Source organism: Chryseobacterium carnipullorum (assembly GCF_900142785.1).
Taxonomy (GTDB): domain Bacteria; phylum Bacteroidota; class Bacteroidia; order Flavobacteriales; family Weeksellaceae; genus Chryseobacterium; species Chryseobacterium carnipullorum.
The window spans coordinates 49,823-75,815 of sequence record NZ_FRCD01000007.1 but is presented as its reverse complement, the minus strand read 5'-3'; the positions used below and the strand labels follow the sequence as shown (position 1 = coordinate 75,815).

The following is a 25,993-nucleotide window of genomic DNA, read 5'->3' as shown; positions in this document are numbered from 1 at the left end:
ACGAAATGCAAAATTACAATTAATAATTTAGATAAAAAAACGGCAGATGAAGTCAGGTTTATGAGATTATACATCATTTAAAATTATTTAGTCTTAATCTAAATAACTACTTTTGTTAAGATAAAATTTTTATACCATGAATCATACCAATACCCAGGATGAGGCCGGCAAAAAAGCAAAACCTGTTGCACCTAAAGTAAAAGAACTGATGGATCGTACCAAAAGTGTGATTTTGGCTACTGTAGATGCAGAGGGAATTCCCAACTCAAGTTATGCTCCTTTTGTACAGGTCGGTAATACCTTATATATATTGGTTTCTTTTATGGCAAAACATACAAAAAATCTTGCCGAAGGAAGAAAAACATCTGTGATGTTCATTGAGGATGAATCTGCCACAAAACAGATCTACGCCCGTGAACGATTAACGCTTGAGGCAGCAGCTTCCCAGGTTGAAAGAGATTCCGAAATCTGGAATACCGTCGTTACCAAGCTAAAAGAAAACCATGGAAAAGTAGTGGATGTCATCGCTGAAATGCAGGATTTCATCCTTATTGCTTTGCAACCTGTAAAAGGTTCTTATGTGAACGGATTTGGAAGTGCTTATTTTGTTGATCAAAATCTTGATATTCTTGAGCATAGAAATGATGTGAATCATCAGCCGAAATAGATCACGTTGGACAGAAAAGTGGAGCGGGAGATAAATTTTGACAGGGTTGAGGTAAAGAAAATAGTATTTTTTCACCTAAGCTTCTTTTAATTATAAATTAAAAGCTTTTTTATGAACGGCCAGTAACTTCCATCTTCTCGCTTCCAACTTCCACATCTTTTTACTACTTTTATCGAATAAAAAAACGATGCCCCTTTACCGAGATTTTTCAGATGACAATGCCACCATTCTTGTATGGAAATATGATGAAAGCGAAGAACTGGATATCAACGAACTTCTGGAACCTGAAAATGCAGAGAAAGTAAAAGACTATCACCCCAAAAAACTTCAGGAAGTGTTGATGGTGCGTAAGCTTCTCAAAGGTTTGAAACCTCATTCTAAAATTCTATATAAAGAAAGAGAACCATTTCTTTCGCCTAAAGATGCAGAAATTTCCATTACCCATTCATTTCCTTTTGCTGCCATAGCCGTTTCTAAAAATAAAATAGGAATCGATATTGAGAAATTCAATCCCAAAATTTTAAGGGTGATTGATAAATTCACCTATGAAAATGAAAGAGGATTCATTCCTGAAGATCATGCACCTGCCTTCTATACTATAATATGGAGTGTAAAGGAAAGTATGTATAAGATTCATCATTCCAAATACTGGTCTCTGAAAAAGAATTATGAAGTAAAGCCTTTTGAGCTTAAACACCTTCACAAGATAAGCTGCAGAGTCTATGATGAACAGTTTTCAGACGAGTTCAAGGCGAGGGTGGAATTTTTCGATGAGTATTGCTTTACGATTGTGGAGGAATAGGATTCTCTTCACTTCTGTATTTTTCTATCACTTTTTTCTGCTCTTTGGCAACATCATAGATCAGTTCAAGAATATCATGGATATTTTTAAGCTCTGTTAAATGTGAAATTTTATCAGGATCTCTCCGGTCGACAAGATCACTTTCTCCGATCTCGGTCTTTCTTTTTGAAAGCATATCCTCGATGGAAGAGTCTTCAGGCTCCAGACGGCTTTCCATTTTTAATACTTCATCAATCTCATTTCCGTTGAGCAAAACAGAGGTCTGCTGCATTTCTGCTCCGATCTTTCTGCTCCAGCTTTCAGCATCTATTTCAGGGTACTTTTCATCATTTTTGGAATATTGGGAAAGAGAAGCTGTATATGCGGTAATCAGGTGTGAAGTTGCCACAAACTGATGAACGACCTCCAGTTTTTTCTGCTGATTTTTGGGTTCAGAGATCATTCTTTGGAAATTGTCAGAAAGATTAGCCAATGAAATAATTGCGTTTTTCCGTTTCATTTTATAATCCTCAATATCAAAGTCGCCTTCCAGAAATTTTGAAATAACGCTTTCGAAGTAAATAAGATTGTCCGCTGCAGATTTCTTCATCAGATCCAGATTTTGCGTATGTTCCCATACCGGGAGAACGACATAAGATACAGCAGAGGCAATGACTCCGGCAATCAATGTATCGAGGATTCTGTCTTTGAAAATCACATCTACATTTCCTGGATTTAAGAAATTAAAACTCAGAAATACATAAATTGTCATAAACAGGACTGCCCAAAAATAACGGCCCTTCAAAAAACTGAAGCACATGATCATGCTCAACAGAAGAATCGTAAACAGGATGGCATTGATATGAATAAAATGCAGAATGGTATAGGCAATGACCGCTCCTGCAATGGTTCCATATAAACGGAGAAGATTTCTCTTTTTGGTAATAGAGTAGGCGGGTTTCAGTATTGCTGTAATCGTAATGAGGATCCAGTACGTATGCCCGAGACCCAGAAGATCGAACATGGAAAAGATATATCCCACCAGTAAGGCCGTGGTGATTCTAATCGCATGTCTGAATTGAGACGATGAAAGCGAAATATTATTCTTTAAAACTTTGATGTTAAGCTTCTCTTCATTAGGCATGAATTTTTTTAAATCCAGACCTGTGGAAAGACTTTTCGCCAGTTTTACATCCTGGGAAAACACTTTATAGATCTCATTGATCTCTTTTGTGATCTCATTGATGCGCATTAAAATCTGACGGAGGACCATGAAATTTTCAAAATTATCCGGACTCATCTGCTTATTGCGAAGTTCGAAATAATGTGCATTAAGGTTTTTCAGTTCAAGCTCCAGATCAAATATAGGTTTTGCTCTCGTTCCGATCTGGAGCGAGATTCCGATATTGGTAATTTCGTCTGCAAGCAGGTTGAGGTAGTCATGGATATTAACCAGAATCATGCTGTCTTCAAAACTCTGCTGCAGTTTCTGATAGTCGCTTTCAGAGGTCATCAATTTTTCATGAAGGTCCATCGAATTCAGGAACATCAACATCAGTAGCCGGCTGGTTGTCGTTGATTCATTAACGATAGTTCTCGTTTTGAAAACGGTTTCGCGGGTTTCTTCCTGAAGATTTTTTATTCCGACCTGCTTGGCTATCACCTGGGTCGTCAACCTGTCGAAGTCAGGGTTTTTCTGGTAATAATTCGCTTTTATTTTTAAGAATTCTGCGAGCTGGAGATAATTTTCGCCAATCATCTGTCCCGCCAGTTTATAAGGCTGAATGGTAGTGACCACAAGAAATATGAGCAGAAACCAGATACATCCGGATGCAAAGATCATCAGACTTTTAAGAATATTTCCCCCGGTAAGGTGCCCGTCGATAAAGATCGCCAGTACAACAAGAGATAATGATCCCACTGCAGCGAGCCTCTGTCCATACACTCCGATCAGGGAGAAGAACATTCCGAAAGCAATGATTTCGAGAAGGACCAGAACTTTAAAATTCATCACCAGACTGGCTATAAGCGCTACAAAGACAAAGCAGAAAATAGCAAAGGTAAGTGCATTTCTTCTTCTGATAAAGGGTCCGGGCTGGTCGCAAAGGGCTACAAAGCTGGTTCCGAGCGGAAAGAGAAAGTATTCTTTCAGAATTCCGAAGTGAGCCAGAACTAAACAGGGCAGGACAGTGGCCAGCGTAATTCTGATGGCAGAATATACATACTGACTGGTCACAAATTTTTTGAGTTCTGCTGAATAGTTCATAACTACAAAATTAATTATTGAAAACAAGAAAAGCCTTATAAAAACAAGACTTTTGCAAACTTAAATATTATATTTCCTTAATAATTTGCCAATTGTCAATTTGGAGAGTTGTGTTGTGACGAATTGAGTAGGAATGAATGTATTATTTTCAGTGCAGGAGTTAGTGGTGAATTTTGCTTTGCAAGTGAATGGTCAATTTGCAGAGGAATAAAATAAAATTCACGGCTAAGCACATTGACAGCGAAAGTTATTCACCGTTCATTCTTGTTAATTTGTGAATTTTGCTTTGCAAGTGAATGGTCAATTCGCAGAGGAGTAAAAGAGAATTCACTGCGAAGCACATTGACAGCGAAGGTTATTCACTGTTCATTCTTTGTTAATTTGTTAATTTTGCTTCGCAAGTGAATGTTCAATTCGCAGAGGAGTAAAAGAGAATTCACCGCGAAGCAAATTGACAGCAAAGCTTATTCATCATTCACTCCTTATCATTCACAAAAAAAAGCCCCATAAAAATGAGGCTTTTGATTCAGAGTATAAATATCTTAATAATCTACATTAGATGTTTCTTCACCAATGTTCCAGGTAAGGCCGAAACGAAGGGTGTTATCCAAAGCAGTATTGATTTTTGACATATTGATCAGATAAGAAATATCAAGTCCGAAAGAACGGTATTTCAATCCGATACCTGCTGTAGCAAACTGTCTTGCTCCCTGCTCTTCGCTTTCGTGGAAGTAACCTGTTCTTACTGCAAATGCATTGTCATAAGAATATTCTAAAGCACCACTGTACATGATACTGTTTTTGTTTTTGAAAGATTTTCCAATACCAGCGATAGGTCCCACATTAGGAATCTCGTATCTAGGCTGTCTTGTATTAGGATCTATTCCTACGTACTCTGATCCCGGAACCAAGATTTTTGAACCTTCTACACTTAGTCCGATCTTGTTCATATCATCCAGATACATATCATATCCAAGTCCTAATCTTGCCATCGTAGGCAGATAAGATCTGGATTCTTCATTTCCTGTATAGTCTAATTTCGGACCCAGGTTCTGAACAGCGAAACCGGCGTTCACTTTTCCATCATAACCTCCGAAACTTGAGAATCTGGGAGAAGTATAGTATCCTGAAACATCTACTGCAAAAGAGTTTGCAGCTTTAAGTGTGGTATCTGTGTTGAAACCTCCGGCTAAATCAGAACGGATGAATCTACCGGTAACGGCCATTGAGTAAGAATCAGAAAGTTTCAGACCGTACGCAACGTCGATGGAGAATTCATTAGGTTTCGATGTACCCATGGATGTTACCTCTGAACCTACTAACTGAGTAAGGTCTACTTCACCCATGTTGAAATAATAGATACTCGCAGAGATGGTAGATCTTTCTTCCTGTCCTAAGAATTTATGGAACGCACCGTATAGTAAAAATACATCATTGGTCAGTTTTCCCATATAAGGCGTATAGTTAAGACCTATGGAAGAACTTGTTCTGCTAAAAGGATATTTAGCCGCATTCCAGAATTGTGAAAATGCATCCGGAGAAGTTACTACCCCCTGGTCTCCCATACCTCCAGCTCTTGCATCGGGTGCAATTCTTAAAAACGGAGCTCCGGTCAATACTGGATTTATTTTACTTAAATCTTGCGAATAGCCTAAAAAACCAGCACTTAAACCAAATCCCAAAAGCAGTTTAGTAGTTAAATTCATATGTTGTCTTTTATATATTATCAGTTTTTTATAAATATTGTTATCTATGTATTATTTAATTTATTTCAAAAGTACCATTTTTTCTACAGCTGTGGCACTTCCTTTGCATTTTTCTTGGTTTTGACTTTTTGCAAATATCTTAAAAATATACGTACCTTTTGCAACAGTTGCCCCAAAATCGTCTCTTCCGTCCCATTCTATTGCCTGGCGCGGCGTTCTAAAGCCCTGTAGGAAGGGTTCTGCGACTACCGGCTGAGACAATGTTCTTACTAATTTTCCTGTTATGGTATAAATTTGAACATTCACATCCAGAATATCATCGCAGTTATGCTCAAACTGGACGTATGTTTTATTGGTAAATGGATTCGGCCAGTTCAGTGGTCTGTTGATGATCAGATGCTGATCAGCTTCATCCTTAACTTCAAAGTTTAACGTAGCAGTTGTCGAATTATTGTTTATATCCCAAACTTTAAATGTTAACTGGTGTTGTCCTATTGCAAGGTTTCTGAAAGGATAGGTTACATTCCCCTTCTGGTAGTCGGCAAGACTAGGGTTTAGACATCCATTTCCTTCACCGGAAGCAAAGAAATCATTCAGTACTACCGTATTGATGATCTGGCCATCAAGATAAACGGTAATGTCGTGACCAATACCTGATCCTGTAGAGTTGATTCCTGTATCATCAGTGACACACGCTAAAAGCATTGGGTTCTGATTCGTAATTCCCCCGTCAGCAAAGTTCGTATTATTCATATACAGTCTTACTTTTGGAGGTTCATTATCATTGATTCCATTAGGATTAATATCTCCCACCTGTACAGCCTGATTGTTAAATACATCGGCTCCTTTATTATCAGCATATCCTAATATTCTTCCCTGTCCTACGGCATAGTTAATATCCTTCGGAACATAGAATTCTACATTGAATACTCCGTTGACAGCAGTTCCTGAAGCTTTAACGATGGCACTTCCTTCTTCCGTGTAATCCATAACAGGAGATAATACTCCGTCATTATTCAGGGTCTTTTTGTTTAATCTCTTATCAAAAATGTTAATAGAAACCCTTCCGTTGAAAGTGGTGTTAAGTGTTCCGTTAGGATTGTTAATGTGTCCTTTTACTTTAATGAAATCCAAACCTCTGATCAATCCCGGAACCGGTGATTCAATCCCATCAATGACAAGTTGTCTCTGAGGTCTGCTTATTTTCATAGCAGGGTCTCCAAGGAAATTAACTTTCAGGTGGTCAATGTTGGCGCCTTTTTGTTTTTTAGCATTTAAATGTGCGTAGCCTAAGGTTTCAAAATCGTCGTTGACAAGCTTAAAAATATTCTTGGTATAAGTATCGGTAAAAAGACGACCGTAATCTACACCGATGGCACGGCTTGAAGTAATCATCGCAGCAGCACCTCCCTGTTTAAGTTTAATGAACTGCTCTCCTGCAGAAGAAGTTCCCGGTTCATCCCATAATGTAAATTCACAAGTAATCGTAGATACAAACGGAAATCTGCTGTAGACATTCGAGAAATTATTGGAATTCTGGATCTCCGTACTTGTCAATACTCTTTCCTGAGCCCATCCGTTAATACCTCCATGTCCGAAATAGAATAAATAAAGACTGTTTCCGATATCATTGGAGATAGCCTGAGTGACCTGAGGGAATCTTTGTCCCGCTGCCGTACTTTGTGCAGGGAAAGCATCCAGGTATAATTTTCTTACATTATATTCTTTCAGGTCCACCTGTCCAGGTTGTTCAAAAATACTTGACAGGGTATTATTCATTACTTCATGGAAAGGACTTCCGCCATCCTTATCATCATCTACTACAAAGTCAACCTTCATACGCCATTCTCCAAATGGTGTAGACTGTCCTGGTAAAGCATTATAATAAGCAAGTGTCTTGTTCATCATATTTCCAGCTTCCGTTACATTGGCTGCAGGAATTCTTCCTACAGGAACGTCCGGCAGGTTGTTTTCAATGAACTCTGTTGTTTGTGGCTGAGTCATTACGATATAGTCATCCGTTACAAAAGATCCTACAAAATCTGCAGAGTTCTCTCCCTGATAACTGGACACAATATTGGAATTACCGGAGATTCTGTTTTTATAATCATAGGAGGCATCTCCCAAAATAAATACATATTTAAGCCTCGAACTGTTGTTCAGTTTTGTTACAAAATCTCTGATGGCAGTAAGATCTCTGCTTCCGCTTCCAAATTCGTTATAAATTTTGGTGGCATCTACGATTTCTACCGTATAATTATTTTTTGTCTGGTGATAACTGGCCAGTCTTTGCGCTTGTCCCATCATTTCAGGAACAGTGATGATCAGATAATCTACATTCTGCAATGCAGAAAGATTCTGGTTGGCAATTCTTTCTACAAACTGTGGATTGTAGGCGGCATCAGCACGGAAAGCAACAAATTCATTATTGAAATTAGGATCAGAAGTAATGTATCCGAAATTAAAACTGCCTGCCCCTGCTTTATTCACCCTTCTGTTGGCATTCGTAATATCCGTTACATCCCATACCTGTTCAAGATTTGTTGCATTGGAAATTCCGAAACCGTAATTGGTATTGGAGCCGCTGGTAAGGGAAAAATCTCTGAAACTCATCTGTGAGCCATTGAAAGTAAGATTTTCTTTATACTGTACTTCCACATAATCCATATGGAAAACTCCGTTTGGATTTAAAGAAATATTCGGAGCATAATTAAAGGTGATCTGATTTCCAGTCAGATTGGATATGGTACCATCATATTTCAGCTGGTAAAAATCATAGGCATACGTTGAAGTATTGGCCGGAACATCCCGTACGATCGGATTTAGATTATTAATCTTAAATTCTACTGTATTTTTCTGAGACCGGTAGCCAATTACCTGAGTTTTATATTTTACAACATCTCCTGCCTGTATAGGTGAGTTTGTCGTAAAAGTAACTACCTTGTCTGTAGTAAATGGTGCATCTTCTACCCAGATTCTTCCTACTTTTAAAAGATTCTTCTGGTCGTTGTTGATCACCTGGTAATTATCATACCTTGTAATTAAATTGCCTGCCGGAAGATTGGCATCCACAGGCTGCACTCTTTTACCGGCTCCTTTGTCAAAATTGATAAAATAGTATGAAAAATCTTCGTAAATATTTTTGAGATTATTACTTTGGTCAGTTCTCGTATCTATTCTTTTAAAACCGCCTCCGTTAGATTTATCATAAAGATTATAGCCGTTAGGTCCCTGAGCATAGAATAGGGCGTAGTCTCCGTCGTTCCATACCCCATCTTCTTCACCTACCACCTGGATGGCATTTTCCTGAAGAGCACTGTACCTGGTATCCTGATTGTGCTCAGGAAGCATGACGCCTCCGTTTCCATAAATTCTGAAATTTTTAGGATTTACAGAAGCCGGATTAATCCCGTTATCTTTTAAAAACTGTGTTGTAATTTTAAATACTCCGGATCGGTCTACTTTAATTTTATAAAAACCACCGGCAGAAAGAGGGTTTGCTGTACTTCCCACTTTATTCGCATTTCCGGATCTGAAATTGTTGGGTGCTGAGGTTTCAGAAATAGTAAAGGAAGAAAGTCTTTGCACACGTCCCTTTACATTTTTAAATAAAGAGACACTGATGCTTGCATATCTTTCTCCTTCTATAGTATAATAGGCTATATCTGCAACGTCATAATCGGGCAGTCTTCCCTTGTCCAGATCATAGAGATCTCTATTGGAAACACTTTCCCAGGAAAGGTCCGAAACTTTCAGTTGCTTTTCTCCTATTTTTTGTTTGGTGATGATAAAAACATTATTTTGGCTGAACGAAAAACCTTCATTTTTGAAATTTGGAAGATTTAATTTTGTGTCACCGAAATCCTGAATTTTAGAGCCTTCCCATTCTATGGCTTTTCTCTGGGCCCAAAGTGTTGATACAAAAGAGAATAGTAATAAAAAGGTGATTTTTTGTTTCATGTTTATTATTAAAATTTCTGAATTACAAATAAAATGAAAATTTTAGAATTAAATTGTGATACAATAAAATTAATTTGTTAACGTTTTTCAAAAAAATCAAATGTTTACTTGATTTATTGAATAATTTATTTTTTCTTTGTACTTTGAAAATATTTATATCGACTATGAAAAAACTAAAGTTGTTTTCATTAATAGCATTAAGTTCTACACTTGCATTAACCAGCTGCGGCGGATCAGGTACCAGCAAAGGAGGCGGTACTAAAAAGTTTGTCAGCAAGACGGGTTGGAAACCAAACGAAAAACAAGGTTGGTTTTTTGCAGGAAAGCAACAAAAGCAGAAGGGGTGGCCAGGAATGGTATATGTAGAAGGTGGAACTTTTACAATGGGATTAGTGAAAGATGATGTTATGCATGATTGGAATAACACACCTCGCAGAATGCAGGTAAGTTCATTCTTTATCGGAGAAACAGAAATTACTAACTACGAATACCGCGAATACCTGACATGGTTGAAGTATGTATTCCCTCCAAGTGACCCTAGCTTTAAAGAGATCTATAACGGCGCCTTGCCAGATACTCTGCTTTGGGACAATAAACTTGCTAGAAACGATTATAATGAAACGTATCTGCGTTCGCCAGAATTCGATTACTACCCGGTAGTAGGAGTTTCCTGGACTCAGGCCAACAGATATTGTGAATGGCTTACCGACAGAGCCAATGAAAAAGCTTTGATGCAGGCCGGAGTTATTGCTAAAGATTTGTACATCAACGAATCCAATAACCAGGGAGGAACAGCATTTAACATGGATAAATTCAAATCGAATGATCCGGAAATGCAGGGATATATCAACGAGAAAAGGATGCAGCAAAAATCTGGGATGAAAACAACCAACCAGAGATTACTGTCTGCAAACAGAGCACCAAACTCTTCAATGGTTCAGAAGTTCAGACTTCCTACCGAAGTGGAATGGGAATATGCAGCTCTTGGTATGGCTAAAAACAGAGAATACAATCAATACCTTGGTAAAAAACCTGAAATCGAAAGATTGAGAGGAACTAAAGGAAAAGATAAAGGAATGTTCCTTGAAAACTTCAAAATGGGTACCGGTGACTATTCAGGTATCGCAGGATGGAAAAATGACGGCGCTGCACAAACTGCAGACGTAAGACAATATCCATCTAATGATCTTGGAATCTACGGTATGTACGGAAACGTTTCAGAATGGACGGCTGACGTATACAGACCTATCATTGATGAAGATTTCAGCGACTTCAACTATTATAGAGGAAATATGCCTCAGGCTGTTGTAAGAAACGGTGACGGAACTTACAAAATGATCGACGAAGGAACAATCAAATATGATACGTTAGCCGACGGAAGATTAGTGTACAGAGGACTTCCTGGACAGTTTGAAAGAGAAACTATCGCAGACTACAGAAATTACAGAGATGGGGATAGACAGTCTTCTTTAGAATACTACAGAACTTCAGACTCAGCGGCTGCATACGATATGTATAATTCTCCTCAAAAGAGATTTATAGTGGATGCAGGAGGAAGAGTAAAGCTTCAGAAAGATACTAAAGACAGAACATCAGCCATGTCTAATGACGTAAGAGTGGTAAAAGGTGGTTCTTGGCAGGATACAGCTTATTGGTTGGATCCGGGACAAAGAAGATACAAAAACCAAGGCAAAGCTTACGGATGGATTGGCTTCCGTGTTGCACAGGATGCTAGAGCTAATGATAAGAGCAGAACTAGAAGATAATATTATCAAAATACTTATAAAAAACCTTCCGGATTTCCGGAAGGTTTTTTTATTTTTGACCTATGAATACAGAACAGTTTTATCCTTTATTTTTAAAGTCAGATAAAGTAACGATCGATAGCAGAAAAGTCGGGAAGAATGATGTTTTCTTTGCCTTTTCAGGTGATAACTTCAATGCCGCAATCTTTGCAGAAAAAGCTGCAGATGACGGAGCTTTGGCTGTGATTGTGGAGCAGCAGGAATTTGAAAATAAGGACAAGAATATTTTCTATGTTCCGTCTACGCTGAACTTTCTTCAACAACTTGCCATTCACCACCGAAATCAGCTTAAGATTCCTGTGATCGGACTTACGGGAAGTAATGGAAAAACAACCACCAAGGAGATCATCCATGCCGTTCTTTCAGAGAAATTCAATGTGCAGTATACCTGTGGAAACTTAAATAACCATATCGGTGTTCCGCTAACCATCCTTTCTGTCAGGGCAGAGCATGAGATGGCGGTGATAGAGATGGGAGCGAATCATCAGAAAGAAATAGAACTTTTATGTACCATTTCACAGCCTGATTTTGGATATATTACCAATTTTGGTAAAGCTCACCTGGAAGGCTTTGGCGGATTTGAAGGTGTAATTAAAGGAAAGTCTGAGCTTTATGATTATTTGAAAAATCATCACAACACGATTATAGTCAATGAAAATGATCCTATTCAGGTAGAAAAAGCTGAAAACTATACCCCAAAAATTACCTTTGGAAAAGAGAATTCAGATTATCAGTTTGGTTTGTTTTCGGAAAACCATTTTGTAGGATTGGAATATCAGGGAATTAAAGCCGTTTCAAAACTAACAGGGGAATATAATTTTACCAATCTGTGTGCAGCCGCCAGTCTGGGATTGCATTTCGGAATAAGCTTTGAGAAAATAAAGCAGGCTGTTGAAAGCTATACTCCCACCAATATGCGTTCACAAGTGGTGAAAAAGGAGGGGAGAACATTAGTCTTAGATACCTATAATGCCAATCCAAGCTCTATGACGGCTTCTTTACATAACTTTGCTACGTTTGAAGGTAATAAAACCATCATTATCGGAGATATGCTTGAATTGGGAGAGGAAAGTGAGAAAGAGCATCAGAATGTATTACAACTTGCTATTGAATTGGCTTTTGACCAAATCATTACCGTAGGAAAGTATTTTAAATCAGTCAATCCTTCAGCATTGTCTTTTGACAATACTGCAGAACTGATAGAATATCTTAAGCATAACACAATTCATTCTGAAAATATCCTGTTAAAAGGTTCAAGAGGAATTGCCCTTGAAAAATCAATAGAATTTATTTAAGTTTTAAATTCCAGAAATCATTAACGATAAGCTTAATATTTTGGAAAGTACTTGGGAAAACTTCCTCCTTGATCTGGGGGGTGCTTTTCCAGGCTACTTCCGTAATTCCTTCTTCGATTTGTGGCGTTGAAGTATCTTCACCATCGAAGCTCATTTCAAACCAATGGGTACATTTAAGAATCTTTTCGCCATTTCTTTCAATATAGATGTGGTAAGTCGTGTTGATGAACTTTCCCAGCTCGACATCTTTCAGGCCGGTTTCTTCTTCAATTTCTCTTATGGCAGATTCTTCTCTGGATTCACCTTTTTCCATCTTGCCTTTCGGAAGATCCCATTTGCCTAATCTTTTAATGAAAAGAAGCTCTCCCTGAGGATTGGTAACCAGTCCTCCCGCTGCTTCTATAATTCTGAAAAGCTTTTGGAACTCTTTCCAGATCTCTTCAATATTCTCACCGAAAACATTCAGCTCTTTCACTGAAGTGTTTTCCAAAAGATCTAAGGCAATCTCTAAAGTTGTGAAACTTTCGAACCTAAGATCTTTTTCAAGATTCTCAGGATGCTTAGATACTAATAATTTTTTTTCGTTCACAAAAACTTTATACATTTGTAAGAATTAAGAATTTAAATACAAAAATAAAAAATGAATTTAGAAGGACGAAAAATTATTGTCAATAAATCATCTAAAGATTTGTCTGAATTGTTGAAATCACCTGAAAACTATAAAGATTTTATGCCGGACGGTCTTCAGAAGTTTGAAACAAAAGATAACGGGTTCAAATTCGGTCTTCAGGGAATGCCGGAAATTGCTCTGAAAATAGATGAAGTAGATGAGCAGAAAGCTGTTTTGAAGTCAGCAAGCTCAAGTCTTGACTTTACATTAACAGCCACTTTAAATCCTATCAGCGAAACTCAGACTGAAGTTCAGATGCTTTTTGAAGGAAAATTCAATCCTTTTATCAAAATGATGGTTGAAAAGCCGCTTCAGAACTTTATCAATACATTGACGGATAAGATTGAAGCTTACAAATAATATCTAAACCTTCAGCAATGGAGGTTTTTTTATGCCATAACTCCTGAGCTGTGATCTGCAATACTACCTGTGGCAGAAGAAAGGACATTGATCTCATTATTCATCTTTAAAACGCCCATGAAAGCAAAGATTAATGCTTCTTTGTAATCAATAATTTCGTTTTTGGGAATAATGATGCCCAATCCAGCTTTTTCCCTGATCTTTTCAATTAAGAAGGTATTATAGGTGCCTCCACCTGTACAAAGGACCTTTTGTAGACTGTTTTTATTAATGATGTTAGAGATTTGCTGAGCCGCATGTTCAGTAAAAGTAGCCATGGCATCTATTGTTTCAATATTTTCAAAAAGTGAAAAAATATGTTCGTTACACCATTCAACGCCTAAAGATTTAGGGTGGGGGCGGCTATAAAAATCTAAGGAGTTAAGCTTGGCTAAAAGATGCTCATTGATCTGACCTTTTCTTGCCAGATCACCATTTTCATCAAAGTTTTTATTGAATTTCTGCGCAAGCGTGTTCAAAACAATATTAACAGGGGCAATATCAAATGCTATTCTTTTACCCTCCTGTTTTAAAGAGATATTGGAGAATCCTCCAAGATTCAGGCATGCATCATATTCTGAAAAGAGTAACTCATCACCGATAGGCACTAATGGAGCACCGTTTCATCCCATCAGCACATCCTGGCTCCTGAAATCATAGATAACCGGAAGCTCCGTTTTTATTTTGATGGCTCTGCCGTCACCGATTTGCAAGGTAAATTTCTTTTGAGGCTGATGAAACACGGTATGACCGTGAGATGAGATCAGGTCAATGTTTTCAAGATGATTATTTTGAATAAACTCTTTAACCTTCTCAGCGAGATAAAAACCATATTCTGAATGAAGTTCCAATAATTCTTCTGAAGATAAACCGATAGAGTGTCTGAGCTTGTCTTCCCAGTTTTTAGGATAGGGTAGAGTTTCTGCCTTTAAGATCTGAAAAGTCCAGCCATTTTGTTTTTCAAAAGCGGCAAAGCAAATATCCAGACCATCCAGACTGGTTCCGGACATGAGTCCAATAGCCTGAAATTTCATGTTACTGTGGTGTTTTTTTTTCTTCGAGTCTTTTTGTACTGAAGTCTCCCGAATTATTGAAGAAAGTATATTCAGAGAAATCATCTTTAGCCGTCATCCCATTGGCACCCACCAGAGTAGAACCATCTTCCATGGTAACATATACCGTATCTTTAGTGTAAATTCTGTTTTTTTTCTGATCCCAATATACGCTCTGCATCGCAAACCGCTGTCCTTCATTAGTCGTAATTCTCACATCACCTTTGGCCTCGTAGAATTTTTTATATTCAAAAATACGGGCATATTTAGCCGTGATCTTTCCTGGAATTTTAGGTTTCTTTTTGTCAAAAAATTCGATATTAATTCCTTTTCTTGCTACGACATACGGACTATCGATCAATTCATATTTTTCAATAATAGGAGCCTTAGCTTTTAAGGAAATAAAACCTGAATCTCGCTGGATGATATTGGCATTATTAATGATCTGCGACGGGGAGTTTTTGCTTTTACTACCGTTGGCCTTGGTAAGGTCTTCTTCACAGGATGTCAATACAAAAAATATAGCACAACTAAAAAGGTATGCTATATTTTTATATGATATTTTTTTTTTAAAATTCATGTTAGTTGTACAGATTCTTTCTGAACCATCGGTCAGCAAAGTTGAATCCGACTTTCAGGTTGATGAAATTCTGATTGATCAGGTTATTCTTAAGAGTTCCTCTTTTTCCTACTTCTATTCCTAATTCAAGACCACTCATTCTTGTGATGCTGCTTGTTTTGAATGGAAGCAATACGCCTCCTGAAATTCCAAACTTATTGATGCTGTTACCGTCTATTTTAAGATTTCCTCTTTCATAGAAAGCTCCATATCTGTAGACTACCCTTGAGAAGTAGTTTCTGAAGTTATTGTAATTAGGTAGATACCATCCTCCGGCAGATATTCTGTACGTATCCTGGAAATCAAAAGTTTTCCCGAAATAGGAAATGTCTTCCCCTTTTTTATAATCAAGCTGTCCGGATACGAACCAGTGGTTTTCACTTCCGTAACCAACCCCTAAAGATGCCTGTAATGGAAGGAGATTTTTAGAGTTTGTGCTTTTCTGGTCTATGATAGTTTCCAAAGCTTTTACTGTGTTGGCTGCATCAGAATATATATAGGTACTGTTGATATAGTCAGTAGTCATATTACTGGTATTCCCGAAGGTAGCAGTAGCACCAATCGTTAATTTTTTATCTGTACGGCTATTTAAACTCTGATAGCTTCCACCTAGAGTGAAGTTAAAGTTCTTAATACTGTTCTTCGTTTCGTAACCGTTGATGTATTCAGCACCAATACCATCTTTATCAAAAGATTTGAGTTCATTCAGGTCGTAAAGATTTCCAAAATAAAGATTCGCTCTCAAACCTACCGCAAAATTCTGATCGATTTTATAAGAAACAGCTGCCTGAGCAGTATTTAAAGTTCCACTTCCCTTAAAACGGTTCGTATAATATCCGTTTAACGTTGGGATATTATCTACGATTTCGTATCTGTCAACAGTATTTACAATGTCGTAGCTTTTTGAGCTGTATGGCTGATAGGAAAGTCCCATCTTCACTTTTGGAGACAGAGGAAAGGCTAGTGAAATATTAGAAAGATACGTAGAGTGCTTGGTAGACTTTGTATCGTTGTAATTAGTTTTGAAGTAATTGTTTTCGTTGGTAGCCTCCAGCCTGATGCTTGTCAGTTCGAAATTAGAGTTATTCGCAGGGTTTGCGAAATTGAAGCTGCTCGTGAAATCACTGATATAAGCAGTAGATATACCACCCATAGAGGCAGTTTCAATCGTATTATCATATTTTACATCTCCAATTCCATAAGTTGCATACGGAGAGTTGCTTATACTCTGTGCATTTAGGAAGTATCCAACTGATATGAATGATACGGCAAAGATTTTTTTCATTCTTTATTTTTAAAACAATGCGCAAATATCTTAAATATTAATGAATTGTAAAAATTATATGTGGTTAAAGTTTGTTAAGGCGTGAAATGATGGGGTTTTTTGAGGATTTATTAATGAAACATCAGAAGTGAATAATGAATATTGATTTGGTTACAGGGTTCGGGTTGTGACCTATGAAGTATAAATAACCGGATAAGTGATATGAAAAATTTAAACTTTTCAAAATAGATCAAAGCTAATATTAAACATATAAACCAATACCTGTATTTTGTAATTTTAATTAATCAATCCGTAATCCATATCCCGAATTGTGTATCCCATTCCGCGAAACTCTTACCTCACCCCAAAATCAATCATTCATATTTATTCCCAAAATTTAACTTCAGATTCTTGTCCAGTTTTTTTATCTTTGGAACATGAATTGGGAGAACATTGCCGGACATGAAAATCTGAAAAAACTTCTTCGGGAAAGCATTGCTGAAAACAGAGTCAGCCATGCCCAGCTTTTTTTAGGGAAAGAGGGCTATGGGACATTTCCTATGGTACTGGCTTATGCCAAAGAGGTATTTCGCCTGGAAAATGAACACGCTGCTTCGAAAGTAGAGCATCTGAACCATTTAGATCTGCATTTCAGTTTTCCGGTTTTTACTGATAATAAAAATTCTTTAAGCAAAAATAAATTTGAAGAATTCAGGGAAATGATCATGGCGTCTCCCTATTCGAGCTATGACGACTGGACCGCTTTTCTGGAATCTGAAAACAAGCAGCTTTTTATTTCTGCTGATGAAATTGATGATCAGAATCAGAAGTTTGCCCTGAAAAGTTTTGAAGGCGGCACCAAAATCCTGATCGTCTGGAGAGCGGATAAAATGAATGTTGCAGCGGCGAATAAATTTTTAAAATTTTTGGAAGAACCTCCCGCAAAGACACTTATTCTGCTTACGGCTGAAACGGCTGATGATATTCTTCCTACCATTCTTTCCAGAACTCAGATTGTAGAAATTCCAAGGATCCATGATGAGGATCTTGAAAATCATCTTAAAAAGAACTTTTCAATGGCTGATGAAAAGATTAGGGAAATTGTGCATGAAGCACAGGGAGACCTTAATGATGCCCTGAAGATTTTAAATTCCGGACACAAAAGTGACGAGTTTGAAAGGCTTTTTGTACAATGGGTGCGTGATGCATTTATGGTTAAAAAGAAGCCTCAGTTCCTTAAAAGTATCATATTCTGGGCCAGAGAAATTGCTGGATGGAACCGGGAAAAGCAAAAGAACTTCCTTAACTACTGCTCTGAGATCTTTAGGCTTGCTCTGCTGCAGAACTATCAGTCTGAAAATTTAGTATATAAAAAAATTAATGCAGATGGATTCAACTGGGCTGGATTTTCAAAATTTATAAGTGGTGCCAATATTGAAAGTATTCTGGAAGAAATTAATACAGCAGATCTTCATTTGACGCGAAACGGAAATCCTAAAATTGTCTGGACAGATCTGGGTATAAAATTATCACGATATATTCACAAAAATTCGTAACTCAATCAGACCATAAAGCTGATGAGTTTTTAATGATCGTATTCAATGAAAAGTCTGGAGATATTCCGGACTTTAATTTTTATAGATAGAAGCGGTACCTCTCTCTTTATTTCAAAGCTTATTTGCGCAGTGTTACTTTTATTAATTAAAGGAATATTATCAAGAATTCTGTTTTGTCACTAAGCAAAAATCCACGCAGAATGATCGATTTTTTACCTTGAAAAGAGGATTTAGGGTAAAAATTTCAAGCAAGAAGAGTGTAAATGGAGCGACTATTCATACAAATTAGGGTATTTTTTAAATAAAAATCAAATTAAATTTTATTTCCAATTTATTAAATTTCAGCTATTTATATTGGCGAATATTAAATACGTATTAAAAAATCAATCAATCGTTTGATTTTTTAAAAATCTTATGTACATTTGCGCTCTGAAAAATAGAATACTATGGTTTCAAAAGAAGAAAATATATTATTTGCCGCCGAGAAGCTTTTTGCTGAAAAAGGTTTTGAGGGAACTTCCACCCGGGAGATTTCAAAGGCTGCCAATGTAAATATCTCTATGATCTCGTATTACTTCGGATCTAAAGAGAAGCTGTACGAAAAATTGGTAGAATACAGAATGAGTGAAGGTCAGTTCTTTGCCAAAGATATTCTTGAAAGAACGGATATTAATGAATGGCAGAAGATTGAAAAGATAGTTGATCAGTTTTCGGGAAGAGTAAGGCATCACAAATGTTTTTACAGGATCATGCAGCGGGAACAGCTTTACACGGAAAATACGCAGATCGTGGAATTTCTTAAGCAAACTAAGATGGGTTTTATTTCGATGTACTCTCAGGTTCTTGAAAGCGGTTTAAAAAAAGGAATTTTCACTAAAAATCCTCCTATCTATTTACTTCATGCTACGGTAAGCGGAACTTTATTTTACGCCTCCAATGCCAAAGAGATGTACAAAGAGTTTCTAAATGATACGGAAGACGATGAAGTTTTTGAAGAAAAATATTACACAGAACTTAATAAACATATAAAATACTTACTAAAAGACCTTTTAGGTTATGAAGAGAATAAATAACTCGGTGTTGGCATTATCCCTTTTTATGGGAATTGCAGCCATAAATGCTCAGGAGAAAAAACAGCTCACTCTCGACGAAGCCGTGCAGCTGGGAATCCAGAACAGTAAAAGCCTTAGGATCGATGCCGCTAAGATCGAAGAAGCTACGGCAGATCTTTTGGAAGCCAAAAACAGACAACTTCCGGAATTGAAAGTTTCAGGAAGTTATATGTACTTGCCTATTAAACCTACGATTGATCTGAAACTTTCCGGTGTTTCTGGAGCAGGAGCGGGGAGTCCTGCAATACATCAGGTGGCTTACGGGTCAGTTAATTTAAGTGTTCCGATTTACAGCGGCGGAAGAATCAAATATGGTATTCAGTCCGCCAAATATTTGGTGGAAGCATCAAAATTAAGCACGGAAAATGATAAAATAGCAATTGCTTACAATGTTGCTCAGGCTTATAATAATTTATTTAAGGCGAACCAATCCATCAAAGTATTGGAAGAAAATCTTACTGCTTCCCAAAAAAGGGACGAGACTTTTCTTAAACTGGAAAACAACGGAGTTATCGCAAGAAATGATCGTTTAAAGGCCAATCTTCAGACATCAAATATAGAATTGCAATTGTTGGAAGCCAAAAACAACTACAATATTGCCAACATCAATATGGATCTTTTATTAGGATTACCTGATAACACCGAAATTGAAGTGGATCAAAATTATATTGACGAAGGTTCTGATGTAAAAGCAGTTGACTTCTATGTAAATGAAGCCAGAGAAAACCGTAAAGACTTACAGGCTTTGGCACAGCAAAGAAAAGCAGCTGAGTTGGGATCAAAATCGGCAAAAGCCGAAAATCTTCCTTCCATTGCATTCACTGGAGGTTATGTAGCGGCAGATATTCCTAAATTTCTTACCATTTACAATGCGGTAAATGTTGGAGTTGGAATTTCTTATAATTTATCCAATATCTGGAAAGAAAACTCTTCATTGAAGCAGTCTCAGGCCAGAGAAAGGCAATTGGCAGCAACGGATGAATTACTGAATGACAACATTAAGCTAGACGTCAACAGAGAATATCAGAACACAGATTACTCAAAAAAGAGAATCGCAGTGTACGAAAAAGCGGCTGAACAGGCTAATGAAAACTACAGAATTACAAAAAATAAATATGATAACGGTTTGGCTACCATGACCGAACTTTTAGATGCAGATGCCGCTCAGATTTCTTCCAATGTGGGAGTCATCAATGCAAAAGCAGATGCAGCATTGGCTTACAGAAAACTATTACAAACTACAGGAACTTTAACAATTAAATAAGATTAAGACCCAAAATGGAAAATAATAATACACCAGAAATTGAACCTAAAAAGAAAAAAAGTTTAGTTTTCCCAATCATTTTAGCGGTTGTCGTTGTGGTGGGAGGAATTTACGGTTACAGAACATATTCTTACGGACAGGTTCACGAAGAAACTGATGATGCTCAGATTGCTTCCAACATGAGTCCTGTCATCTCACGAGTTTCAGGGTATGTAACGCAGATCAAAGTAAAAGATAATCAGTTTGTAAAAAAAGGGGATACTCTGGTTATCCTGGATAACAGAGATCAAAAAATGGCTTTGGTACAGGCAGAAGCGGCTTTAACGACAGCAAAAAGCAATATTTCAAATGCGCAGGCAAGTACAACAGCAACCTCTAAGAGTATCAATACTTCAGAAGCAGCGGTAACAACGGCTAATGCTCAGATAGAAGCCGCAAAAGTAAATGTTTGGAAGACCAATCAGGATCTGAAAAGATATTCTATTCTGGTAAAAGATCATTCTATTACAGAACAACAATATGAGCAGGCTTTGGCTGCAAAACAATCTGCGGACAGACAGTTACAGGTTTTAGTAGATCAGAGAAATCAGATTGCTCAGCAAACGAAGGTAGCTTCTTCCCAGACTGCTGCAAGCTCTCAGCAGATCAGCGTTGCAGGTTCAGTTGCTAAACAGAGAGAAGTAGATGTGGAAAATGCAAGACTTAATCTTTCTTATACCATTATCCTTGCTCCTGAAGACGGATTTGTTGGAAAAGTTCCTATCCAGGCAGGACAATACTTACAGGCTGGATCTCAGCTGTTCAGTTTGGTGAAGAACGACCAGAAATGGGTGATCGCCAACTTTAAAGAAACTCAGGTTGATAAAATGGTGGAAGGTCAGAAAGTGAAAATCGAGATTGATGCTTTCCCTGACAGAGAATTTGACGGAGTGGTAAGTTCATTCTCTCCGGCTACAGGGTCTACATTCTCTATTCTTCCTCCGGACAATGCAAGTGGTAACTTCGTAAAAGTAGTACAAAGGCTTCCTGTTAAAATAGACTTTGTAAAACTGGATCCGAACGTTGCTAAAAAACTGAGAACAGGAATGAATGTGAAAGCTGAAGTTTCGCTTAAATAATTCAAATGTAAAATGTACAGAGTATAATGTAAAATGTATTGCGATTGATCTGATTTTAATCTGCATAACTAAAGAAGAATCTCTGATATAAATTATTAAGGTAGATTACCTTGTACATTTTACAAAATACATTGTACTATAAAAAACTATGCAAGATTCATTAGTAGAATATGGAGCCCGAAGAGTGATCATTACGATCACAGCTATTCTTTGTGCTTTGCTGGAAATTGTGGATTCCACGATTGTGAACGTTGCCCTGAACGAGATGAAAGGTAACCTGGGTTCCACACTTTCTGAAGTAGGATGGGTGATTACCGCATATGCCATTGGTAACGTCATTATTGTACCAATGACAAGCTGGCTTTCCCAACAGTTCGGACGAAGAAATTACTTTGCAGCGTCTATTATCATTTTTACTGTATTTTCTTTTTTATGCGGTAATGCAGATAATATCTGGGAGCTGGTATTTTTCAGACTGTGTCAGGGAATTGGAGGTGGAGCCTTACTGGTAACATCGCAAACCATCATCACGGAATCATATCCTGTTGAAAAAAGAAGTATGGCTCAGGCCATTTATGGTTTGGGAGTAATTATTGGTCCTACATTAGGTCCGCCATTAGGAGGGTATATCGTAGATAATTTTAGCTGGCCTTATATTTTCTATATTAATATTCCTATCGGTATTGCGGCCACTTTAATGACATTACAATTCATCAAGAGTCCGAAATATGCTGAGAAACGAAAAGCTTCAGATGTAGACTGGTTAGGAATCGCTCTGCTGGCAGTTACCGTAGGTTCGTTACAGTATATCTTAGAAAGAGGACATGAAGAAGACTGGTTTGCCAGTGAATGGATTGTACTGTTTACAGTAACTGCAGTTTTAGGATTTATATTATTCCTCTGGAGAGAACTTACTTTCAAGTATCCGATTGTGGAGCTAAGGGTTTTGAAAAACAGTAATTTAAGGATTGGAACGGTCATGTCCTTTGTATTAGGATTTGGTTTATATGGTTCTACGTTTATCGTTCCGTTGTATACCCAGAGTATTTTAGGGTGGACGGCCTTAGAATCCGGAGCATTAATGATTCCTGCGGCATTAACAACTGCTTTCATGATGCCTATTATTGGGAAGTTGCTTTCAAAAGGAGTAAAACAGCAGATCCTGGTATCTTTAGGATTATTTACCTTCTTCGTTTATAGTTTCTGGGGATATAAAATTCTAACTCCGGACACCGGTAAAGATGCATTCTTCTGGATGTTGATGGTAAGAGGAGCCGGATTAGGATTGTTATTTATTCCTATCACCTCATTGTCATTAAGCACATTGAAAGGTCAGGAAATTGGCCAGGGCGCAGCATTTACAGGAATGATGAGACAGTTGGGAGGATCTTTCGGGATTGCAGCCATCACCACATTTATAGCCAATGCAAGCCAGAAATACCGGGTCAATTTGATTTCTCATTTGGATTCCAATGATTTTGATGTCCAGCAAAGATTGAATGGATTAAAAGCAAGCTTTATGGCGAAAGGGATGACTCCCGATGCAGCAATGAATGCAGCTTATAAAATGATGGATCTTACCGTTACCAAACAGGCAACAGTATTATCTTATATGGATGTTTTCCTGTACTTGGGAATTGCCTTCTTAATTTGTATTCCGTTTATCTTATTGGTAAAAGAACGAAAAAGCAAAGAAAAAATAGATTTAAGTGGTGTACACTAAATTTTTTTAAATGAATACAAAACCTCCGAAAATTCCGGAGGTTTTTTTATGATCAATACTTGTATATAAAGCCAGATCTTTTCATTAAGCTATGATATTTTTAAGCTTTAAGTGTGACCTTTACAATTGTAAAAATTTAATATTAGAATCAGCAATGTTATAATGAGCGAAGTCAAAGCATCTGCAACTTAATATTCTTAATCACTTAAAGATTCTTAAGGGTTTAAATTATTATTTTATTTCTGCTGTCCATTCAATCCCACTGATGTCAGTAAGTTTGATCGTATGAACTTCTCCCTTCATCCGAGTATCATTAAGACTCAGGGTCAGATCAGCCTTTGCTCCAAGCGGAATAATCAAACTGTGTTTTCCAGGTTTTACTTTAGCCACATAATGATTCCGGATATTTTCTTTCGGAAATTTTGAAAGGTCCCTGATGTCCAATGATTTTAAAATCGTCCCGTTCTTGTCCAGAAGATCAATGCCAATCAGGAAAGAACCGTAGACATCCGCCCCCTGTGTCCTGTACACTTCAAATGTCAGATCCGATTGGGTAAGCAACACATTGGAAATTTCAATCTTAGGTTTTACAGACTTGTTGTGTAGTGTTCCCCAGACTCCGCCATGGAAATATTGATTGGTGTACAATGTAAGTCCGAAAATAAACACAGAACCTGCCAGTACAAGGATTTTTGGATTGGGCAAAGGAAGAACACCCGATCCGAGCCATAGAAACCATTTTTTGTGAGTGAATTTTTTATTTTTCTTAATAAAATAATGATCCAGAGAAAAATTTCCGCTGCCGGTAAGGAACAAAACAAATCCACCTGCAATTCCTAAAACACCAATTTGCCATTCATCAAGACACGTGGTTCCGATCCAGCCGGAACCCAGTAGAATTCCCATCGCAAGACCAAAAATTCCTATGCTCATCAGTCGGGTAAAAAGCCCCAGTATAATGAATAGTCCTACAATAGCCTCAATGAGGGTAAACGTAATCATTGAAGTTTCTAAAGCATCGGGGTGAGTGACCAGGTACTCGATAATCGGTTTTATTCCGAGAGCATTGGGCAGGAAATGATTGAATTTTTCACCAATATATCCGGCTTCATCGGGAATAAGTTTGTTTTCGAGGACTAGCCTGCGCCAGAAAGCTGAAAAGTAAGTCCATCCGATTACCAGACGGAGTGATAATGTATAAAGTCCGGCCAGGTCATAAGACCGGCTGTCTGAAGTATGTTTCATTGAAATTGTATTGAATTAAAAGACTGTTTGTAGACAATGTGATTAAGATACAATCTAAATCAGATCCAATTTCAATCTTTTAAATAAGATATATTTCGGCGGACTGTTTCCGGTAGAGTGCCCGGAATACTTATTTTGGGAGATTACTTTCCCTTTTTGGGAGTAGATTGCAGCATCTAAAGCCGTAAAGTACCTATTTCCTTTTGATTTTAGGCTATTTTTAGATACAGAACCTCTGTTTGAAGAACTTTCGGTTGACAGATCACAAACAGATGCCTCACCAATTGTAGTTTTTACTTTATTTAAACCACTGATATACTGAATGTCAAGAATACTGAGAAGATCTCTTTTTACAGAACACGGCGATAATGAAAACGAAAGAATAAGCATCATGAAGAATGCTCTGTAGTTTTTCATATGGATTTGGAGTGCCTGCATTGCTGCAAAACTACATTTTATTTTAGATTTTCAACCAAGAATTGTAAAAATTCATTCTGCTGGTCCACGAAAAGATAATGCGAACAATTGTCGATAAGTTTAAAATGATTTTTTCCGGCTATCTTCTTCATGTCATTAAGCTGTTTTGTGGAGAATATTCCATCATCTTTTCCATAGACGGCAAAAATAGGAATTCCTCTTTTTTTTATTTCTTTCAGAACAGAGATATTGTTAAGATTGTTTTGAGTTTCGTTTCTATAAAATTTCAGTGGTGATTCGGCATTTCTGAAGTTTGTGGAATAAAATTCACCTGCTTCATATTCTTTTCTCAATTGCCTGCTTTCAGGAGTCGGAGAGGGCATCGAAAAGAAACTCATTTCGCTGGCTGTTTCATAGCATCTTTTTCGGTAAGCAGCAGAGTTCTTGCTTAATTTTTCGATCTCATGGATTTCATTAAGTTTTGAAGGATCATTTCTGAATTTCTCTTTAGCCTGCTTTAAAATATGGTCATACGTTTCCTGCTGGGAAAATAAAGCGCCTGCAAGAGTTAGTGAACTTACTTTTTCAGAAAATTGTCTGGTAAATAAAGTTCCGATAATTCCTCCAAAACTGTGGGCTAAAATATTGGCCTTCTTAATACCATATTCTGCATAGATTTGGTTGAGGTCATTAAAACTTTCTTTAAAAGTCATGGAAGCATTTTCATCTTTGGATCTTCCTTCTCCGCGTCTGTCGTATACAATAACGTAAAACCCTTTATCCGCAAGTTTTTGGGCTGTAGTTCCTTCAAATAATGTAGCATTTCCGCTGGGTCCGCCATGAATGAAAATCACAGGAGCATCTTTTGGATTTCCATATGCTTTTGAATAGATCTTCTGGGCATTAAAGGAAATGAATATCAGAGCAAAAAAGAAGGCTAGAAAAGGTTTCATAGATTATTTTAAGATCTCTAAATTATGCTATTCCGGAAAACTACAGATCATAAAAATAAAAAAATAAATGCTACTGACTAACAGTTGTCACAATCCTGCATTATCTTTATCGTTTCAAGTA

19 protein-coding genes and 1 pseudogene are annotated in these 25,993 nt (G+C 37.4%); 10 read left to right on the top strand and 10 right to left on the bottom strand.

What is annotated here, in order from left to right; genetic code table 11:
* Nucleotides 1-136 precede the first annotated feature (136 nt).
* The gene (locus tag BUC06_RS09350; protein WP_073332919.1) at nucleotides 137-667 is read left to right on the top strand and encodes a HugZ family pyridoxamine 5'-phosphate oxidase; all 531 of its coding nucleotides are present in this window, start codon (nucleotides 137-139) and stop codon (nucleotides 665-667) included.
* Between the two features lie 187 nt (nucleotides 668-854).
* Nucleotides 855-1,469, top strand: a complete 615-nt coding sequence (locus BUC06_RS09345) for a 4'-phosphopantetheinyl transferase family protein (protein WP_073332916.1) — start codon at nucleotides 855-857, stop codon at nucleotides 1,467-1,469.
* On the opposite strand, the gene BUC06_RS09340 is transcribed toward BUC06_RS09345, so the two are convergent.
* The 3 genes from BUC06_RS09340 to porU all read right to left on the bottom strand — a co-directional run bounded on the left by BUC06_RS09340 (nucleotide 1,450) and on the right by porU (nucleotide 9,380).
* Nucleotides 1,450-3,714 (bottom strand): FUSC family protein, encoded by a 2,265-nt coding sequence (locus tag BUC06_RS09340; RefSeq protein ID WP_073332914.1) that lies wholly within the window; start codon nucleotides 3,712-3,714, stop codon nucleotides 1,450-1,452. The two genes, BUC06_RS09345 and BUC06_RS09340, sit on opposite strands and share 20 nt — an antisense overlap.
* Nucleotides 3,715-4,256: 542 nt before the next feature.
* Nucleotides 4,257-5,420: a type IX secretion system outer membrane channel protein PorV gene (gene porV / locus BUC06_RS09335; protein ID WP_073332910.1), complete on the bottom strand. Its 1,164-nt coding sequence runs from the start codon at nucleotides 5,418-5,420 to the stop codon at nucleotides 4,257-4,259.
* Between the two features lie 60 nt (nucleotides 5,421-5,480).
* Nucleotides 5,481-9,380 carry a type IX secretion system sortase PorU gene (porU, locus tag BUC06_RS09330; RefSeq protein WP_073332907.1) on the bottom strand — a complete coding sequence of 1,300 codons (3,900 nt, stop codon included), beginning with the start codon at nucleotides 9,378-9,380 and terminating at the stop codon, nucleotides 5,481-5,483.
* Between the two features lie 164 nt (nucleotides 9,381-9,544).
* On the opposite strand from porU, the gene gldJ reads away from it, so the two are divergent.
* The gene (gene gldJ / locus BUC06_RS09325; protein WP_073332904.1) at nucleotides 9,545-11,146 is read left to right on the top strand and encodes a gliding motility lipoprotein GldJ; all 1,602 of its coding nucleotides are present in this window, start codon (nucleotides 9,545-9,547) and stop codon (nucleotides 11,144-11,146) included.
* 62 nt (nucleotides 11,147-11,208) lie between these two features.
* Nucleotides 11,209-12,480, top strand: coding sequence for a UDP-N-acetylmuramoyl-tripeptide--D-alanyl-D-alanine ligase (locus tag BUC06_RS09320; RefSeq protein ID WP_073332902.1), 1,272 nt, complete (start codon nucleotides 11,209-11,211; stop codon nucleotides 12,478-12,480).
* Here BUC06_RS09320 and BUC06_RS09315 read toward each other — a convergent pair.
* Nucleotides 12,473-13,084: an NUDIX hydrolase gene (locus tag BUC06_RS09315; RefSeq protein ID WP_073332899.1), complete on the bottom strand. Its 612-nt coding sequence runs from the start codon at nucleotides 13,082-13,084 to the stop codon at nucleotides 12,473-12,475. The two genes, BUC06_RS09320 and BUC06_RS09315, sit on opposite strands and share 8 nt — an antisense overlap.
* A 36-nt stretch (nucleotides 13,085-13,120) precedes the next feature.
* On the opposite strand from BUC06_RS09315, the gene BUC06_RS09310 reads away from it, so the two are divergent.
* Entirely contained in the window at nucleotides 13,121-13,510 is a 390-nt protein-coding gene (locus tag BUC06_RS09310) for an orotate phosphoribosyltransferase (protein ID WP_073332895.1), read from the top strand.
* A 29-nt stretch (nucleotides 13,511-13,539) separates the two neighbouring features.
* Here the strand turns inward: BUC06_RS09310 and BUC06_RS09305 are convergent.
* The 3 genes and pseudogenes from BUC06_RS09305 to BUC06_RS09295 form a co-directional block, all read right to left on the bottom strand.
* Nucleotides 13,540-14,583: pseudogene (locus BUC06_RS09305) on the bottom strand (anhydro-N-acetylmuramic acid kinase).
* A gap of 1 nt (nucleotide 14,584) precedes the next feature.
* Nucleotides 14,585-15,181, bottom strand: a complete 597-nt coding sequence (gene lptC / locus BUC06_RS09300; protein ID WP_073332892.1) for an LPS export ABC transporter periplasmic protein LptC — start codon at nucleotides 15,179-15,181, stop codon at nucleotides 14,585-14,587.
* Between the two features lies 1 nt (nucleotide 15,182).
* On the bottom strand, nucleotides 15,183-16,505 hold the full coding sequence (locus BUC06_RS09295; RefSeq protein ID WP_073332890.1) for a hypothetical protein: 1,323 nt from the start codon (nucleotides 16,503-16,505) through the stop codon (nucleotides 15,183-15,185).
* A gap of 416 nt (nucleotides 16,506-16,921) precedes the next feature.
* Between BUC06_RS09295 and BUC06_RS09290 the strand changes: the two genes are divergently transcribed.
* The 5 genes from BUC06_RS09290 to BUC06_RS09270 all read left to right on the top strand — a co-directional run bounded on the left by BUC06_RS09290 (nucleotide 16,922) and on the right by BUC06_RS09270 (nucleotide 23,257).
* Nucleotides 16,922-18,040 (top strand): DNA polymerase III subunit, encoded by a 1,119-nt coding sequence (locus tag BUC06_RS09290; protein WP_073332887.1) that lies wholly within the window; start codon nucleotides 16,922-16,924, stop codon nucleotides 18,038-18,040.
* A gap of 446 nt (nucleotides 18,041-18,486) precedes the next feature.
* Nucleotides 18,487-19,113: a TetR/AcrR family transcriptional regulator gene (locus BUC06_RS09285; protein ID WP_073332884.1), complete on the top strand. Its 627-nt coding sequence runs from the start codon at nucleotides 18,487-18,489 to the stop codon at nucleotides 19,111-19,113.
* Nucleotides 19,097-20,416, top strand: coding sequence for a TolC family protein (locus BUC06_RS09280; protein WP_073332882.1), 1,320 nt, complete (start codon nucleotides 19,097-19,099; stop codon nucleotides 20,414-20,416). Before BUC06_RS09285 ends, BUC06_RS09280 begins: the two co-directional genes overlap by 17 nt.
* A 14-nt stretch (nucleotides 20,417-20,430) precedes the next feature.
* The gene (locus BUC06_RS09275; RefSeq protein ID WP_073332879.1) at nucleotides 20,431-21,534 is read left to right on the top strand and encodes an HlyD family secretion protein; all 1,104 of its coding nucleotides are present in this window, start codon (nucleotides 20,431-20,433) and stop codon (nucleotides 21,532-21,534) included.
* 148 nt (nucleotides 21,535-21,682) lie between these two features.
* The gene (locus tag BUC06_RS09270) at nucleotides 21,683-23,257 is read left to right on the top strand and encodes a DHA2 family efflux MFS transporter permease subunit (protein WP_073332876.1); all 1,575 of its coding nucleotides are present in this window, start codon (nucleotides 21,683-21,685) and stop codon (nucleotides 23,255-23,257) included.
* Between the two features lie 231 nt (nucleotides 23,258-23,488).
* Here BUC06_RS09270 and BUC06_RS09265 read toward each other — a convergent pair whose 3' ends face one another.
* Genes BUC06_RS09265 through BUC06_RS09255 form a run of 3 tightly spaced genes read right to left on the bottom strand, consistent with a single transcriptional unit; the run spans nucleotide 23,489 to nucleotide 25,872 of the window.
* The gene (locus BUC06_RS09265; protein ID WP_073332874.1) at nucleotides 23,489-24,502 is read right to left on the bottom strand and encodes a TQO small subunit DoxD; all 1,014 of its coding nucleotides are present in this window, start codon (nucleotides 24,500-24,502) and stop codon (nucleotides 23,489-23,491) included.
* 54 nt (nucleotides 24,503-24,556) lie between these two features.
* Nucleotides 24,557-24,940: a hypothetical protein gene (locus BUC06_RS09260; RefSeq protein ID WP_073332871.1), complete on the bottom strand. Its 384-nt coding sequence runs from the start codon at nucleotides 24,938-24,940 to the stop codon at nucleotides 24,557-24,559.
* Between the two features lie 17 nt (nucleotides 24,941-24,957).
* Nucleotides 24,958-25,872: an alpha/beta hydrolase gene (locus BUC06_RS09255; protein WP_073332870.1), complete on the bottom strand. Its 915-nt coding sequence runs from the start codon at nucleotides 25,870-25,872 to the stop codon at nucleotides 24,958-24,960.
* Between the last annotated feature and the right edge of the window lie 121 nt (nucleotides 25,873-25,993).

Bases quoted from the DNA above. Each gene is read 5' to 3' on its own strand.
- BUC06_RS09285 (WP_073332884.1), top strand. From the start codon at position 18,487: ATGGTTTCAAAAGAAGAAAATATATTATTTGCCGCCGAGAAGCTTTTT.
- gldJ (WP_073332904.1), top strand. From the start codon at position 9,545: ATGAAAAAACTAAAGTTGTTTTCATTAATAGCATTAAGTTCTACACTT.
- BUC06_RS09350 (WP_073332919.1), top strand. From the start codon at position 137: ATGAATCATACCAATACCCAGGATGAGGCCGGCAAAAAAGCAAAACCT.
- porV (WP_073332910.1), bottom strand. From the start codon at position 5,420: ATGAATTTAACTACTAAACTGCTTTTGGGATTTGGTTTAAGTGCTGGT.
- BUC06_RS09310 (WP_073332895.1), top strand. From the start codon at position 13,121: ATGAATTTAGAAGGACGAAAAATTATTGTCAATAAATCATCTAAAGAT.
- BUC06_RS09340 (WP_073332914.1), bottom strand. From the start codon at position 3,714: ATGAACTATTCAGCAGAACTCAAAAAATTTGTGACCAGTCAGTATGTA.
- BUC06_RS09315 (WP_073332899.1), bottom strand. From the start codon at position 13,084: ATGTATAAAGTTTTTGTGAACGAAAAAAAATTATTAGTATCTAAGCAT.
- BUC06_RS09255 (WP_073332870.1), bottom strand. From the start codon at position 25,872: ATGAAACCTTTTCTAGCCTTCTTTTTTGCTCTGATATTCATTTCCTTT.
- BUC06_RS09295 (WP_073332890.1), bottom strand. From the start codon at position 16,505: ATGAAAAAAATCTTTGCCGTATCATTCATATCAGTTGGATACTTCCTA.
- BUC06_RS09345 (WP_073332916.1), top strand. From the start codon at position 855: ATGCCCCTTTACCGAGATTTTTCAGATGACAATGCCACCATTCTTGTA.
- BUC06_RS09270 (WP_073332876.1), top strand. From the start codon at position 21,683: ATGCAAGATTCATTAGTAGAATATGGAGCCCGAAGAGTGATCATTACG.
- BUC06_RS09320 (WP_073332902.1), top strand. From the start codon at position 11,209: ATGAATACAGAACAGTTTTATCCTTTATTTTTAAAGTCAGATAAAGTA.
- porU (WP_073332907.1), bottom strand. From the start codon at position 9,380: ATGAAACAAAAAATCACCTTTTTATTACTATTCTCTTTTGTATCAACA.
- BUC06_RS09265 (WP_073332874.1), bottom strand. From the start codon at position 24,502: ATGAAACATACTTCAGACAGCCGGTCTTATGACCTGGCCGGACTTTAT.
- BUC06_RS09275 (WP_073332879.1), top strand. From the start codon at position 20,431: ATGGAAAATAATAATACACCAGAAATTGAACCTAAAAAGAAAAAAAGT.
- BUC06_RS09290 (WP_073332887.1), top strand. From the start codon at position 16,922: ATGAATTGGGAGAACATTGCCGGACATGAAAATCTGAAAAAACTTCTT.
- BUC06_RS09280 (WP_073332882.1), top strand. From the start codon at position 19,097: ATGAAGAGAATAAATAACTCGGTGTTGGCATTATCCCTTTTTATGGGA.
- lptC (WP_073332892.1), bottom strand. From the start codon at position 15,181: ATGAATTTTAAAAAAAAAATATCATATAAAAATATAGCATACCTTTTT.
- BUC06_RS09260 (WP_073332871.1), bottom strand. From the start codon at position 24,940: ATGCAGGCACTCCAAATCCATATGAAAAACTACAGAGCATTCTTCATG.